The organism is Nonomuraea sp. B19D2 (assembly GCF_040137845.1).
GTDB lineage: Bacteria > Actinomycetota > Actinomycetes > Streptosporangiales > Streptosporangiaceae > Nonomuraea.
Window position 1 is genome coordinate 487,273 of record NZ_JBEFAK010000002.1, and the last position, 13,615, is coordinate 500,887.

Annotated in this window: 17 protein-coding genes; 6 read left to right on the forward strand and 11 right to left on the reverse strand. The window is 69.8% G+C overall.

Translation table 11 applies throughout. From position 1 onward, the window contains the following. Positions 1-140 precede the first annotated feature (140 nt). Positions 141-479, forward strand: coding sequence for a hypothetical protein (locus ABN273_RS05930; protein WP_349447606.1), 339 nt, complete (start codon positions 141-143; stop codon positions 477-479). A 28-nt stretch (positions 480-507) separates the two neighbouring features. On the opposite strand, the gene ABN273_RS05935 is transcribed toward ABN273_RS05930, so the two are convergent. Next, positions 508-1,098 carry a TetR/AcrR family transcriptional regulator gene (locus ABN273_RS05935; RefSeq protein ID WP_349447607.1) on the reverse strand — a complete coding sequence of 197 codons (591 nt, stop codon included), beginning with the start codon at positions 1,096-1,098 and terminating at the stop codon, positions 508-510. Then, positions 1,095-1,613 (reverse strand): GNAT family N-acetyltransferase, encoded by a 519-nt coding sequence (locus ABN273_RS05940; protein WP_349447608.1) that lies wholly within the window; start codon positions 1,611-1,613, stop codon positions 1,095-1,097. Before ABN273_RS05940 ends, ABN273_RS05935 begins: the two co-directional genes overlap by 4 nt. Before the next feature lie 58 nt (positions 1,614-1,671). Between ABN273_RS05940 and ABN273_RS05945 the strand changes: the two genes are divergently transcribed. The 4 genes from ABN273_RS05945 to ABN273_RS05960 all read left to right on the forward strand — a co-directional run bounded on the left by ABN273_RS05945 (position 1,672) and on the right by ABN273_RS05960 (position 5,092). Further along, positions 1,672-2,151, forward strand: a complete 480-nt coding sequence (locus tag ABN273_RS05945; RefSeq protein WP_349447609.1) for a winged helix-turn-helix transcriptional regulator — start codon at positions 1,672-1,674, stop codon at positions 2,149-2,151. Positions 2,152-2,193: 42 nt separating this feature from the next. Beyond that, a complete protein-coding gene (locus ABN273_RS05950; RefSeq protein WP_349447610.1) occupies positions 2,194-2,979 on the forward strand; it encodes an SURF1 family cytochrome oxidase biogenesis protein in 786 nt (261 codons plus the stop codon). Positions 2,980-2,989: 10 nt separating this feature from the next. After that, a complete protein-coding gene (locus ABN273_RS05955; protein WP_349447611.1) occupies positions 2,990-3,733 on the forward strand; it encodes a tyrosine-protein phosphatase in 744 nt (247 codons plus the stop codon). Between the two features lie 162 nt (positions 3,734-3,895). Further along, the gene (locus ABN273_RS05960) at positions 3,896-5,092 is read left to right on the forward strand and encodes an amidohydrolase family protein (protein WP_349447612.1); all 1,197 of its coding nucleotides are present in this window, start codon (positions 3,896-3,898) and stop codon (positions 5,090-5,092) included. Here the strand turns inward: ABN273_RS05960 and ABN273_RS05965 are convergent. The 4 genes from ABN273_RS05965 to ABN273_RS05980 form a co-directional block, all read right to left on the reverse strand. Next, complete coding sequence (locus ABN273_RS05965; RefSeq protein ID WP_349447613.1) at positions 5,089-5,442, reverse strand: YkvA family protein; 354 nt, start codon at positions 5,440-5,442, stop codon at positions 5,089-5,091. The genes ABN273_RS05960 and ABN273_RS05965 overlap by 4 nt on opposite strands. A gap of 65 nt (positions 5,443-5,507) precedes the next feature. Further along, positions 5,508-6,926: an amidase gene (locus ABN273_RS05970; RefSeq protein ID WP_349447614.1), complete on the reverse strand. Its 1,419-nt coding sequence runs from the start codon at positions 6,924-6,926 to the stop codon at positions 5,508-5,510. Between the two features lie 8 nt (positions 6,927-6,934). Further along, entirely contained in the window at positions 6,935-7,894 is a 960-nt protein-coding gene (locus ABN273_RS05975) for an LLM class F420-dependent oxidoreductase (protein ID WP_349447615.1), read from the reverse strand. Between the two features lie 33 nt (positions 7,895-7,927). After that, positions 7,928-8,596 carry a TetR/AcrR family transcriptional regulator gene (locus tag ABN273_RS05980; RefSeq protein ID WP_349447616.1) on the reverse strand — a complete coding sequence of 223 codons (669 nt, stop codon included), beginning with the start codon at positions 8,594-8,596 and terminating at the stop codon, positions 7,928-7,930. Positions 8,597-8,770: 174 nt separating this feature from the next. Here ABN273_RS05980 and ABN273_RS05985 point away from each other — a divergent pair, with 174 nt between their 5' ends. After that, positions 8,771-9,586 (forward strand): hypothetical protein, encoded by an 816-nt coding sequence (locus ABN273_RS05985; RefSeq protein WP_349447617.1) that lies wholly within the window; start codon positions 8,771-8,773, stop codon positions 9,584-9,586. Between the two features lie 59 nt (positions 9,587-9,645). Here the strand turns inward: ABN273_RS05985 and ABN273_RS05990 are convergent, their stop codons facing one another. From ABN273_RS05990 to ABN273_RS06010, 5 genes are all read right to left on the reverse strand, one after another. Beyond that, the gene (locus tag ABN273_RS05990) at positions 9,646-10,704 is read right to left on the reverse strand and encodes an aspartate-semialdehyde dehydrogenase (protein ID WP_349447618.1); all 1,059 of its coding nucleotides are present in this window, start codon (positions 10,702-10,704) and stop codon (positions 9,646-9,648) included. Beyond that, on the reverse strand, positions 10,701-11,975 hold the full coding sequence (locus ABN273_RS05995) for an aspartate kinase (RefSeq protein WP_349447619.1): 1,275 nt from the start codon (positions 11,973-11,975) through the stop codon (positions 10,701-10,703). Before ABN273_RS05995 ends, ABN273_RS05990 begins: the two co-directional genes overlap by 4 nt. 84 nt (positions 11,976-12,059) lie before the next feature. Beyond that, positions 12,060-12,590 carry a DUF5063 domain-containing protein gene (locus ABN273_RS06000; protein ID WP_349447620.1) on the reverse strand — a complete coding sequence of 177 codons (531 nt, stop codon included), beginning with the start codon at positions 12,588-12,590 and terminating at the stop codon, positions 12,060-12,062. Then, positions 12,583-13,182, reverse strand: coding sequence for a recombination mediator RecR (gene recR, locus ABN273_RS06005; RefSeq protein ID WP_349447621.1), 600 nt, complete (start codon positions 13,180-13,182; stop codon positions 12,583-12,585). Before recR ends, ABN273_RS06000 begins: the two co-directional genes overlap by 8 nt. A gap of 2 nt (positions 13,183-13,184) precedes the next feature. Continuing rightward, positions 13,185-13,562 (reverse strand): YbaB/EbfC family nucleoid-associated protein, encoded by a 378-nt coding sequence (locus tag ABN273_RS06010; RefSeq protein WP_397133777.1) that lies wholly within the window; start codon positions 13,560-13,562, stop codon positions 13,185-13,187. Positions 13,563-13,615 lie beyond the last annotated feature (53 nt).

Genomic DNA, 13,615 nt, shown 5'->3' on the forward strand with positions numbered 1-13,615 from the left:
AGCTGCCGCTCTCCGCCCCAGGCTCGTCGCTCCGCTGCGTGTTCATACTGTTACTAAGGTGCCAAGCGTTCTGCAAGCGGCGGACAAGCGGTGAGCGGTATCTCTAGGGAAGTCACCACACCGTCCCGAGGAGCGGACCGATGCTGATCCCCTGCTTGGCTTGTGGGGCCCGATTCGGACCCGACGAGTACTTCAGCGCCTGCTCCGACTACAACCGCGGCTTGGACCTCGTGTCCTGGACGTGCCCACACTGCGGCAACCACGACGAGCTGCGGGTGCTCCCCGGCGAGCTGGGCTTCGGCTATCCGCATCGGGGCAGGTTCAACGTGCACGCCCGGGTGCGTGTGCCCGGTCTGCGCAGGCAGCGCGGTGACCTGCGGCTGGACATCTCGCTCGACCGTGCGAGCTGGCGCGTCCCCACCCGGCTCCGGCCGACCGCCCTGACCGTCCGCCGTCCGGCCTCACGGCAGCCGCTCTAGGGAGCACGCGGCACCGACGGGGCAGGCGTCACTGCTGGCGGAGGCTCTGCCAGGCCGCCGCGCCCAGTCCCTTGATCTCCTCCTCCGTGGGCGTGTGCGCACCGGCGAACCACAGGCGGCACATCTCCTGCGCCGGCCCCAGCCACAGCACGTAGCACATGGTCGGGTGAACGGGCTGGAGCAGGCCGTTCTTCATGTGCGGCCGCCACCAGTCGGACACCTGGCGGAAGAACGCGCGCCTGGCCTCGGCCACCTCCGCGCCGCCCGGCTCGTGCTTGCGCGGCGGCCGCTCGCTGACCAGCAGCCTGGCCTTCTCCGGGTGCTCGCCGGCCCAGCGCATGTGGAAGGCCACGACGGCCTCGATGCCGTCGCGGGCCTCCTGGTGGCTGACCAGCTCGGCGAGGAAGGCGTCCTGGTACGTGGTGAGGATCTCGGCGTACAACACGCCGAAGACGTGCTCTTTGCTGGCGAAGTGGTGGTAGAAGCTGCCGACGCTGACGCCGCTCTCCTCGCGGAGGCTGGCCAGCGTGGTGGCCGACACCCCGTCCTGGCTGAAGCGGCGGAGGGCACCCTCGATGATGCGGGTCCGGCCGTCGCGTCCGTTCTTGGCACTCTTCACGCTGTCAATGGTGTGCTACCAGAACCTTGTTCCGCAAATAGACCGGCCGGATCGATCCTGGCGGTCACCTCCACCGATCCGGAGGAGACCGCCATCCGGGCGTCCGGCCAGAACCTGCGGATGAGCCTGAGCACGCGCCGGTTCTCGCCCAGCACGTCCATGCCCACGGTCATCGCGCCCCGCACGGAGGCCCGCAGCAGCAGCGTGTCGATCAGCCGGGGCCCGATCCCTCGCCCCTGCCACCGGTCGGCCACGACCACGGCGATCTCCACGTCGGCGCAGTCGCCCTTGAAGCTCATGGCGTGCCCGACGATCTCGCCGCACTCCACGGTGGTGGCGACGAGCGCGTCGCGGCGCTCGTCCGTCGCGAGCAATGTGCGCACCAGCCCGGCTGCGGGGGTGCTGACGCCGGTGAAGAACCGGAGCGTCTGCGTGTGCAGCGACAGCCCCGCCAGGAAGCGCCTGATCCGCTCCTCGTCGCCCACGCGTGCGGGGCGGATCTGAGTTCCACACATAGACTCAGACTCCCAGCAGAGGCTGAGTCTGTCAATTGAACTCAGGTATAATACAAAGATGAACGTTCCCTTCCGGGTGGACTTCCGGGTGAACAACTGCTCGATCGAGCGCACCCTGGACATCGTCGGGGAGAAGTGGACCTTCCTGGTGCTGCGCGAGGCGTTCAGCGGCGTGCGGAGGTTCGCCGACATGCAGGCGGTCACCGGCGCCCCCCGTCAGGTGCTCAGCGCCCGGCTGGCCCGGCTGGTCGACGAGGGCCTGCTGCGCAAGGAGCCCTACCGCGAGCCGGGGCAGCGGCAGCGCGACGAATACCGGCTCACCGAAAAGGGCCGGGACCTCTATCCGCTGCTGGTCGCGCTCATGCACTGGGGCGACAAATACCTGGCCGACGAGGAGGGCCCGGCCGTGGTGCTCACCCACCGCGACTGCGGGGCCCCCATCGAGCAGCACTTCCGGTGCGCCGACGGCCACGAGGTGGGCGGGCCACGCGAGGTGACCCCGGTTCCGGGGTCAGGCGCCGAGCTCAGGAGCGCGTAGTCGGGTGCGGGGGCACCCCTGCTGGTGCCTAGTCTTGAGAGCGTGTACCGGTTCCTGCTGACGCCCAGATGGCTCGCGCTCCACGTGGTGGTGCTGCTGGTCATCCCCGCCTTCGTGTTCCTCGGGCGGTGGCAGTTCGGGCGCTTCGAGGAGCGATCGGCCAACAGCGAACGGGTCACCGCCAACATCGAGGCCGGGCCCGTGCCGCTGGAGAAGCTGGCGACCCCTGGGCAGCCCGTCCGTGAGGCGGACCGGTTCAGGCAGGTCGAGGTCACCGGCGCGTACGACCCGGCCCACGCGCTGCTCGTACGCCGCCGCCCCCAGGAGGGGCAGAACGGCTTCTACGTCCTGACGCCCCTCGTCACCGGCAACGGCACGGCGGTGATCGTGAACCGGGGCTGGGTGAAGGCAGGCGCCACCGCCGACGCCGCCCCTGAGGTGCCCGCTCCGCCCACCGGGCAGGTAACTGTCACCGGACGGCTACGGCTCAGCGAGACCGAGGAGTCCAGCGGCATCAGAGAGCGCTCCGGGCTGCCGCCGGGCCAAGTACTGCTGATCAACGCCGACAAGATCGGGCAGGGGCTGCCGTACCGGCTCGTGGGTGGCTACGTGGAGCTGACCGAGCAGTCGCCCAGGCCCGCCGCGGCGCCGGCGCCGGTGCCCGAGCCGGACGTGGGCGCCGGAGGCGGACTCAACCTGGCATACGGGATCCAGTGGTGGCTGTTCATCGGCATCGCCGTGGCCGGGTGGATCCTGCTGATCCGGCGCGAGGTGGCCGAGCGGAAGGCCGGGGAGCACTCCAAGGACTCCGTAGCCGCCGCCAATTAAGGTATTGAGGGTGATCCGCCACATTGAGTTCGCCAGTATCCGTAATTTTCGCGACGTAGGTGGATATGCCACCCAGGACGGGCGCACCGTCCAATGGCAGCGGCTCTACCGGGCCGACTCGCTGGGCTGGCTGGCCGGGGACGATCTCGCGGCCTTCCGCGCCTTACGCGTGCGCACGGTCATCGACCTGCGGCACTCGTTCGAGATCGAGAAGGCGGGACGGGTTCCCGAGACCGAGGGACAGCACTACCACAACCTGCCCATCGAGGGACGCCGCTGGGAGCGCACGCCGTACCGCGAGGAGATCGGGGTCGGGAGATACCTCGCCGACCGCTACCTCGAGGTGAGCGAGGACGGCGTCGCGAACCTCAGGACCGCGCTGGAGACGATCGCGCGGGCCGAGAACGCCCCCGTGGTGATCCACTGCGCCGCGGGCAAGGACCGCACCGGCGTGCTCACCGCGCTGGTCCTGTCGCTGGCGGGCGTCGGCGAGGACGACATCGTGGCGGACTATGCGCTCACCGGCCTGGCCACCGAGGCCTTCATCGCCGACTGGCGCAGGAGGCATCCCGACGCGTCCCTTTGGCCGGGGTTCGGCGCGGCGCCCGCGGAGGCGATGCGGTTCTTCCTCACCGATCTGTCGGCGCGGCACGGCTCGATCGAGAGGTACGTCACACAGGTCCTGAACGTCTCCCCCGCCACCATCGCCGAACTGCGCGACCACCTGCTGACTGAACCGAGGACAAGCGGGTAGTGGCAGGCCGGGTCCCGTCTGCTGCGTCCAGACGAGCGGCCCATCCCGGGCCTGGGACCGCCCGCCATCCCCCTCCCGGCGGTCCCGGGTCAAAAATCTTGGAGACCCAACGGATACGTCGCAGCTTGTTCGACGTTATCCCGCCGTCGTACGGTTACCTGCGTGACTACGCCGCTGCTCCCCGACCCTGACCCGAGGCGGCGCGACTACGTGATCATCTCCGCCGACGATCACCTGATCGAGCCTCCCGACTTGTTCGAAGGCCGGTTGCCGGAGAAATATGCCGAGGTCGCGCCCAAGGTCGTGGAGACGGAGGCGGGTCATCAGGTCTGGCGCTACGGCGGGGCGACCTACCCGTGCGCCGGCATCGACGTGGGCGCCGGGCTGCCCCGCGAGCAGCGCACGCTCGAGCCGGTCAGGTTCGAGCACATGCGCCCCGGCTGCCACGACATCGAGGCCCGCATCCAGGACATGGACATCGCGGGCATCTGGGCCGCGATGTGCTTCCCCGGCATGCTGGCCGGGCAGTCGGGCATGCCGTTCGCCAGGACGCGCGACCAGGAGCTCGGTCTGGCGCTGGTCAAGGCGTGGAACGACTGGCACATCGACGTCTGGGCGGGCACCTACCCCGAGCGCATCATCGGCCTGCAGCTGCCGTGGCTGCCCGACCCCGACGTGGCCGCCAAGGAGATCCGCGCCAACGCCGCCCGCGGCTTCAAGGCCGTCGTCTTCCCCGAGTTCCCGACCCGGCTCCGGCTGCCGTCGATCCACTCCGGCCACTGGGACCCGTTCTTCGCCGCCTGCGAGGAGACCGGCACGGTCATCGCCCTGCACGCGGGCGACTCCTCGTGGTCTCCCGTGCCCTCTCCCGACACGCCCATCGAGGCCATCACCACGCTGATGCCGACCACCGCCATGTTCGCCTGCGCCGACTGGCTCTGGTCGGGGGTGCCGCTGCGCTTCCCCGCGCTGCGCATCCTCATCGTCGAGGGCGGCGTGGGCTGGCTGCCGATGCTCGCCGAGCGTGCCGACTACGCCCTCGACCACCCGGTCGCCGGCGAGGCGTCCTGGGAGGGCGGGCTCAAGCCCAGCGAGGTGCTGCGCCGCAACTTCTTCTTCGGCACCCTCGACGACCACGCGCTGTCGGGCGTGCGCCTCGCGGTCGGGCTCGACCACGTGCTGCAGGAGAGCGGCTACCCGCACTCCGACTCGACCTGGCCGGACACGCAGAAGTCCGTGGCGCGCAACCTCGGGACGCTCCCGCCTGCCGACATCGCCAGGGTCGCCTACGGCAACGCGGCCCGCCTCTTCGGCCACCCGCTGCCCTCACGCGCCTGGTTGCGGATGGAGGAGATCTAGGCCTCCTCCTCCAGGAGCCGCCCCTGGATGACGTGCCGCTCGTGCTCGACGTAGCGCCCGCTCTCGCCGAGCAGCGAGGCGACGAGCCACAGGAACACGCCGAAGTCGTCGGCCACGCCGATCAGCATCAGGAAGTCGGGCACCACGTCGACGGGCGACAGGATGTAGACCACCCCGAGCCCGAGCAGGGCGAGCCTGCCCTTTCCCATGCCCTCGTACTGCCCGCGCATGACCGCGCCGATCATCCGCGGAATCGCCCTGACCCTGGTCATCAGGCTGGGCGAGCCTGGCTTGGTCACCTCGCGGTACGTCCGCCACGCCGCCGCTGCCCGTGCTGGCTTCGCCATCATGAGAAACCCCCTACCCCCGACCTCTCACGACATAACGCGTCAGCAGGGCCACGAGTTCCTGGCGATCAGCGCATGGCCGCGTGCACGAACGGCCTGGCCAGCTCGATCTGCGCGGCCACCCTGATCAGCAGATCCTCCCGCCCTGCCGCCGCCACGAACTGCACGCCCACCGGCAGACCCGCATCGGTCGTGTGCAGCGGCAGCGAGATGGCCGGCTGTCCGGTCGCGTTGATCGGCGAGGTGTACGACACGGCGTGCCCGGTCCTGCCGAACGCGGTGCTGAGGTCGTCCGGCGGGATCCAGCCCAGCGGGAACGGCGCGACGCCCAGCGAGGGCATCAGCAGCAGGTCGTGGCCCGCGCTCCACCACGCGGCCATGCGGCGGCGGAAGCCGTCCACCCACTGGGTGGCCAGGATGTGGTCGGCCGCGCTGTGCTTGACCGCCGCGGCGAGCATGGCGGCGTTGCGCGGCTCCAGCTCCTCCGGCTGCACGGGCTTGCCGCGCAGCTCGCCGAGGCTCGCCACGTGCGCGGCCAGGTTGTTCGCCACGATGGCGCCGAACTGCTGGGCGAAGTTCGGCTCGGCGAGCGCCTCGGGACCGCCGGGCGCCACGTCGTGACCGAGCGACTCCAGCAGCGCGGCGGCCCTGGTGACGGCCTCGGTGAGCTCGGGCGAGTCGGGCACGGCCCTGTTGGGATGACTGGTGAGGAACCCGACGCGCAGCCGCCCCGGCTCCCTGCCCACCTCGGCGGCCAGCGGGCCGGGCAGGGCAGGGGCGTCGTACGGGTCGCCGGGGTACATGCCGGACACGACGTCGAGCGCCGCCGCCGTGTCACGCACGCTCCTGCTGACGAATCCCGCGCACGAGAACCCGCTCCACCCCTCGCCCATGGCCGGCCCCGCGCTCACGCGCCCGCGCGACGGCTTGAGCCCCACCAGACCGCACAGGGACGCCGGGATGCGGATCGAGCCGCCACCGTCGCTCGCGGTGGCCAGCGCCACCATCCCGGCCGCCACCGCCGCCGCCGACCCGCCGCTCGAGCCTCCCGGCGAGTACGCGGGATCGTACGGGTTGCGCGTCGGCCCGAACGCCACCGGCTCCGTGGTGATCGTGCTGCCGAACTCGGGGGTGTTCGTCCGCCCGAGCATGACGAAGCCGGCCTCGCGCAGGCGCACGACGCCGTACCCGTCCATGCCCGGCTCGACGCCGTCACGCACGTTCGAGCCCGCGCTGTACGGCTCGTCCGCCTGCCGCCAGCCGAGGTCCTTGAGCAGGATCGGCACGCCGCGGAACGGCGCGTCTTCCGGGATGGAGTCGATCTCGGCCAGCGCCCGCTCGAACCGGCGGTGGATGACCGCGTTCAGCTCGCCGTCGTGGGCCTCGATGCGCGCGATGGCGGCCGCGGCCAGCTCCCGCGCCGACACCTGCCCGTCCCTGACCGCCTGGGCCTGACCGACCGCGTCCAGCCCGAGTACGTCGTCCATGCCCGCTCCTATGCCCCGGGGGCCAGCGCCCGCACGGCCTGCTCGATGGAGACCTCTCCGCCCGGGACGGGCGCGAGGACAGGGGTGTCGAGCCCGTTGTCCACGTACTCCTGGATCCTGGCCCGGCAGGTGGCCGCGTCGCCGTGCACGATCAGGGCGTCCACCACCTCGTCGGGGATGGCCTTGAGCGCCGCCTGCCGGTCGCCGGCCCGCCACGCCTCATGCATGGGACGCAGCACCTCGCCCCGGCCCAGCCAGTCGTGGAAGGCGGCGTACACCGGGACGGTCAGGTAACTGGCCAGCATCCACCTGGCCATCTCGCGCACCCGGTCGACGTCCTCGCTCACGCAGACGAACAAACGGGCGATCAGCTCCGTGCCCTCGCCTATCTCGGCGCGCACCTTGCGTACGTCGTCGGGCGAGAGCCAGTTCGTGATCGCGCCGTCGGCCTCCTCTGCGGCCAGCCGGAGCATCCTGGGCCGCAGCGCGGCCAGCACGATCTTGGGCGGGATCTCCGGGACCCGCTCCAGCTTGAACCCCTTGACCTCGAACGTCTCGTACGCCTCCGAGACCTTCTCCCCCGCCAGGGCCTTCTTCAGGAAACGCAGCGTGTCCCGCGTGCGCGCGTACGGCCGCTCGAACCGCCCAGCGTTCCATCGCTCGACGATCGCCGGCGAGGACGCGCCGATGCCCAGCACGAACCGCTCGGGCGCCAGGTCGGCCAGCGTGGCCGCGGACATGGCCAGCAGCCCGGGACCGCGCGTCGAGACGGGCACGATGGCGCTGCCCAGCCTGATCCCCGGGGCCCACTGCGCGGCCATGGCCAGCGGCACGAACCCGTCGGCCCCGTTGACCTCGGCGGACCACGCGTCGGTGTAGCCGAGCCCGGACAGCTCCGCGATCAGCTCCTGCGACTTCGACAGCGAGCGATCGGAGAACGGGATGGTCATGCCCCAGTTCTGACTCATTCACGCACCGTACCAACCGACCGGTATGTGCTTCTAGGCGCGCAGCTCGTGGACCGCCGCGATGAAGTCCTTCGTGATCCCCCTCAAACCCGGCAGATGTGACAGTCCGACCAGCCGGTCCACCAGCGGCACCGTCACCTCGATCAGCCGGTACGTACGCGCACAACCCGGCGAGGTGTCGTGCACCCAGAACAGCACCATGCCCATGGACAGCAGCCAGAGCAGCTCGGGCAGCTCCTCCCGCAGCTCGGCGTTCATGCGGTCGCGCGACCCCTCCACGACCTGCCGGTAGATCGCGATGGAGGCCTCCCTGGCAGGTGAGGACTGCTCGCTGAACGGGCTCAGCGGGTTGGTCGGCTCGGCCGCGTGTTTGTAGAACTTGACGGCGAACTCGTGGTACGGCTCGGACACGCGTACCCATTCGCGTAGCACTCCGCTCAGCCTGGCCGCGAACGATGTCTCGGTGGCCAGGAACTCCCCGCAGGCCTCCTCGTGCTCGGCCTGGGCGCGGTCGTAGTACGCCTGGATCAACGCCTCCTTGCTGTCGAAGTAGTAGTAGGCATTGCCCACGGACACCCCGGCCTCGGCGGCGATGGCACGCATTGTGGTCGCGTCGAAGCCGCGCTCCCTGAACAACCGCAGTGCCGTCTCGACGATGACCTCTCGGGTGCTCTCCGATCCTCGGTTTCGGGCTTCGGACACGTTCGTCACTTTACGTGGTTTTCCACTCGTAGGTCATGGAGCCGCACGGTGATCGCCGCCACAGGGCAAAGTTGCGACCGCGGCATGAGTTATCTCCCGTGAATGGTGGGATTGTCGTTTCAGGCGGAAGGGCTATTTCCGCGAAAAGGCATTGACATGTGGATACGTGGAACAGTGCGCCTCACAGTAGTCGCACTCATCGGCGTTGAGATCTCCATAATCGCGCTGGCCTCGGCCGCTTCAGCCGCTTCCCACCCCGGAGGGTCGCCGGCGCCGAGCAGCCGCAACACGGCCGGACTTACCGACTGGGACTACGAGGTCGGACCGCACCTGGGCGAGCCATGGGCTTTCGAACAGCTCATGACGGACCGCGAGGAGCTGGCGGCCTTCCTGGACGCGCCGATGAGCGAATCGGCCGACACGCGGGGCTGGCCCATGGAGCGCCCGATCGGGCCGCGGAAGCCGCGCCCTGCGGCCGTCAAGCCCGCCAGGAGGCCCGCACACGTCCGGGTGGCGCGAATCCCCCGGGCGCGGCCACACCTGACGGGCAAGCACGCTCGCGTCGATCTGACGCGCGTCCTACCGCGGCAGGGGGCCATACAGATGTCCCACACCACCGCCGCCGGGTGGCTGAAGAGCGGGGGCGTGAAGACGAAGTCGAGCGGCAACTGCACGAGCAAGCACGTCCACAACTGCACCTCGCTCGACTCGGTGCGGACCGGGACCATCGCCGGCATCATGGACCTGAAGCGCGAGAGCGGCTGCCCGATCATGGTCACCGGAGGCACGGAAGCGGGCCACGCTCCTGGGGTCTACAGCCACGGGAACGGCTACAAGCTCGACATTTCCCACAACAGCTGCATCGACCCGTACATCACGAAAAATCACGAGAAGGCCGGAACGCGCAGCGACGGTGCGCGACTGTACCGCGCCGACTCAGGCACGATCTTCGCCGACGAGAGCGACCACTGGGACATTATGTTCCGGTGACACGGCCGTAAGACGGCGGACGCCGCGCTGGGAAGCACGGCGTCACACCATCAGACGGACTACAGCTCGGCCGCGACCAGCTCGGCGATCTCCGCCGCGTTGAGCGCCGCGCCCTTGCGCAGGTTGTCGCCGCACACGAACAGGTCGAGCGTGTTGGGGAAGTCGATCGCCTGCCGGATGCGGCCCACGTAGGTCGGGTCGGTGCCCACGACGTCGAGCGGCGTCGGGAACACGCCGTTGGCCGGGTCGTCCACGAGCACCACCGTCGGCGCCGCCTCAAGGACGCGGTGCGCGTCGGCGACCGTGATCTCGCGCTCGAACCGCGCGTGCACGGCCAGCGAGTGGGTCGTGACCACCGGCACGCGCACGCAGGTCGCCGAGACCTTCAGGTCGGGGATGCCGAGGATCTTGCGGGACTCGTTGCGGAGCTTGAGCTCCTCGGAGGCCCAGCCGCCATCCTTGTACGAGCCCGCCCACGGCACCACGTTGAACGCGATGGGCGCGGGGAACGGCGACTCCTCCGGCAGCTTGTTGGCCAGCACCTTGCGCACGTCACCGGCCGCCTGGCCGATCGTACGGTCGCCGGCCAGCGCCTCGACCTCGTCGTAGAGCCGCGCGGAGCCCGCCACACCGGCGCCCGACACCGCCTGGTAGGAGGCGACGACCAGCTCGGTGAGCGTGAACTCGGCGTGCAGCGCCCCCATGGCCGCCATCATCGACAGCGTCGTGCAGTTGGGGGTCGAGATGATGTTGCGCGGCCGGTTGCGCGCGTCGAGCGGGTTGACCTCGGGCACGACCAGCGGCACGTCCGGCTCCATGCGGAACGTGCCCGACTTGTCGATCGCGATCGCGCCGCGCTCGGCCGCGATCGGCACCCACACCGCCGACACCTCGTCGGGCACGTCGAAGATGGCCACGTCGATGCCGTCGAAGACCTCGGGCGCGAGGGCCTGGACCACGACGTCCTCGCCGCGTACCTGGAGCACCTTGCCCGCCGAGCGGGGCGAGGCGACGAGACGGATCTCGCCCCAGATGTCCGCACGTGACGACACGATGTCGCGCATGACGGTGCCGACGGCACCGGTCGCCCCGATCAGGGCAAGAGTGGGCCTGCTCATCGTCCACTACCTCCGTACACCACGGCTTCGACCTGGTCGGCGTCGAGCGAGAACGCGCGGTGGGCGGCCGCCACGGCCGCGTCGACGCCGTCCTGCTCGACGATCACTGAGATGCGGATCTCCGAGGTGGAGATCATCTCGATGTTGACCCCCGCGTCGGCGAGGGCCGCGAAGAACGTCGCCGTGACGCCGGGGTGCGAGCGCATGCCCGCGCCGATCAGCGACACCTTCCCGATCTGGTCGTCGAAGAGCAGCGACTCGTAGCCGATCTGGCCCTGGATCTTCTTCAGCGCCGACAGCGCCGTCTGGGCGTCCGCCGTGGGCAGCGTGAAGGAGATGTCCGTGCGGCCCGTGGCCGCGGCCGAGACGTTCTGCACGATCATGTCAATGTTGATCTCGGCGTCGGCCAGCGTTTTGAAGATCGAGGCAGCCTCTCCGACCTTGTCGGGGACCCCGACAACAGTGATCTTGGCCTCGCTCCGGTCGTGCGCGACGCCGGAGATGATCGGCTGCTCCATCTCGGTTCCTTCGGTGTAAGGGTCGGAGACGACCCACGTGCCTTCCCTGGTGCTGAACGAGCTGCGGACGTGAATCGGCAGGTCGAACCGGCGGGCGTACTCCACGCAGCGCAGATGCAGGATCTTCGCGCCGCAGGCGGCCATCTCCATCATCTCGTCGTACGAGATCCTGGGGATCTGCCGCGCCGCCGGCACGATGCGCGGGTCGGCGGTGAACACGCCGTCGACGTCGGTGTAGATCTCGCACACGTCGGCCTGCAGGGCCGCCGCCAGCGCCACCGCCGTGGTGTCGGACCCGCCGCGGCCCAGCGTGGTGATGTCCTTCGTGTCCTGCGAGACGCCCTGGAACCCGGCCACGATCGCGATGTGGCCCTGGTCGATCGCCTCACGGATGCGACTGGGCGTCACGTCGATGATGCGCGCCTTGCCGTGGGTGGAGTCGGTGATCACACCTGCCTGCGAGCCGGTGAACGAACGGGCCTCGTGGCCGAGGTTGGCGATCGCCATCGCCAGCAGGGCCATCGAGATGCGCTCGCCCGAGGTCAGCAGCATGTCGAGCTCGCGGCCCGGAGGCAGCGGCGACACCTGCTCGGCCAGGTCGAGCAGCTCGTCCGTCGTGTCGCCCATGGCGGAGACGATCACGACCACGTCGTTGCCGGCTTTTTTCGTCGCGACGATCCGCTGCGCGACCCGCTTGATGCAGGACGCGTCGGCGACGGACGAACCACCGTACTTTTGCACAACGAGCGCCACGAGAGTCTCCCGGTTTGGACTGTGAGCTGTCAGTCTACTGGGGGCCTCTCATGCGCCCGATGGGGCGTTCCAGAATATGGATGATCAGACCGCGGTGGTCTCCTCGGCCACGTCGAGGCGCGAGTGCGCGGCCAGCGCCTGCAGCGCGCGCATCGCGGCGCCCGCGTGGTTGCCCCAGGTGTTGAAGTAGGAGTACTGCCACCACCAGAGCGCCTCGTAAGGGCGCCCCGCGTGGTAGTGGCGCAGCCCGTGGATGAGGTCGGCGGCGACCGCGGTCAGGTCGTCGGAGAGCCGGTACGGCGTGACGGCGGTGTCCTTGTACGGGTCGAACACCTCGGCGTAGTCGTCGACCGCCTCCAGCCGCTCGGCCAGCGCGGTGCGCACGCCGTCGATGTCGGGGTCCTCGCTCATCGGCGGCTCGTTGTTGCCCGCGAGGATCACGTCGCGGTTGGCCCCGAGCTTGGCGCCCGCCAGGCTCACCTGAGCGACCTCCACCAGCAGCAGCGACCAGATGGCGTCGCCGCCCTCGCCGCCCGCGACCCTGGTCAGGCCGTCGACGTAGTCCTGCGCGTGCCCGGAGATCTCTTCGGCAAGGGCGCTCCACTGGTCAGACATCCAGCAGCCTCCGTCCTTCGAACGCGCGGCCCAAGGTGACCTCGTCGGCGTACTCGAGGTCACCGCCCACAGGCAGACCGCTGGCCAGTCGTGTCACTTTGATGCCCATTGGCTTGACCAGACGGGCGAGGTAGGTAGCAGTCGCCTCACCCTCGAGATTGGGATCGGTGGCGAGGATGAGCTCGGTGACCCGGCCGTCGGCCAGGCGCGTCATGAGCTCGCGAATGCGCAGGTCATCGGGGCCGATGCCGTCGATCGGGCTGATCGCGCCGCCGAGCACGTGGTAGGTGCCGCGGAACTCGCGCGTCTTCTCGATCGCCACGACGTCCTTCGACTCCTCGACCACGCAGATCACGTGCGTGTCGCGGCGCTGGTCGCGGCAGATACGGCACTCTTCCTCCGAGGCCACGTTTCCGCAGACCCGGCAGAAGCGGACCTTCTCCTTGACCTCCAGCAACGCGTGCGCCAGTCGCTTGACGTCGGCTGGATCGGCCGCCAGCAGGTGGAACGCGATCCGCTGCGCGCTCTTGGGACCGACGCCGGGCAGCAGGCCGAGCTCGTCGATCAGGTTCTGGACGACCCCTTCGTACATGCCTAGAACCCTGGCAACTGTCCGAGGCCGCCGCCGCCCAGCCCTTGGGCCAGCGGGCCGAGCTTCTCCTGTTGCAGGTCGGCAGCGGCGCGTACGGCGTCGCGGACGGCCGCGATCACCAGGTCGGCGATCGTGTCGGCGGTGTCCTGCGGGTCCCCGGCGTCGATCACGCTCGGGTCGATCTTGAGCTCGAGCAGCTCGCCCGAACCGTTGACGACGGCCGTGACAAGCCCGCCGCCGGACGAGCCCTCGATCTGCGCGTCGTTGAGCTCCTGCTGGGCGCTCACAAGCTGCTGCTGCATGAGCTGGGCCTGCTCCAGCAGCTGCTGCAGGTTGACATCCCCTGGGTTCACCGTGGTGCGCTCCTCGTGGCTCCGCATTCTTGACTCCACGAGCCTACGGGGTTTGGGCGGCGTCATGTACTGGGGTGCCC

Excerpts from the sequence above, each read along its gene's own strand:
- ABN273_RS05990 (WP_349447618.1), bottom strand. The coding sequence starts at position 10,704 with ATGAGCAGGCCCACTCTTGCCCTGATCGGGGCGACCGGTGCCGTCGGC.
- ABN273_RS05970 (WP_349447614.1), bottom strand. The coding sequence starts at position 6,926 with ATGGACGACGTACTCGGGCTGGACGCGGTCGGTCAGGCCCAGGCGGTC.
- ABN273_RS05965 (WP_349447613.1), bottom strand. The coding sequence starts at position 5,442 with ATGATGGCGAAGCCAGCACGGGCAGCGGCGGCGTGGCGGACGTACCGC.
- ABN273_RS06010 (WP_397133777.1), bottom strand. The coding sequence starts at position 13,562 with ATGCGGAGCCACGAGGAGCGCACCACGGTGAACCCAGGGGATGTCAAC.
- ABN273_RS06000 (WP_349447620.1), bottom strand. The coding sequence starts at position 12,590 with ATGTCTGACCAGTGGAGCGCCCTTGCCGAAGAGATCTCCGGGCACGCG.
- ABN273_RS05940 (WP_349447608.1), bottom strand. The coding sequence starts at position 1,613 with ATGTGTGGAACTCAGATCCGCCCCGCACGCGTGGGCGACGAGGAGCGG.
- ABN273_RS05975 (WP_349447615.1), bottom strand. The coding sequence starts at position 7,894 with ATGAGTCAGAACTGGGGCATGACCATCCCGTTCTCCGATCGCTCGCTG.
- ABN273_RS05945 (WP_349447609.1), top strand. The coding sequence starts at position 1,672 with ATGAACGTTCCCTTCCGGGTGGACTTCCGGGTGAACAACTGCTCGATC.
- ABN273_RS05930 (WP_349447606.1), top strand. The coding sequence starts at position 141 with ATGCTGATCCCCTGCTTGGCTTGTGGGGCCCGATTCGGACCCGACGAG.
- recR (WP_349447621.1), bottom strand. The coding sequence starts at position 13,182 with ATGTACGAAGGGGTCGTCCAGAACCTGATCGACGAGCTCGGCCTGCTG.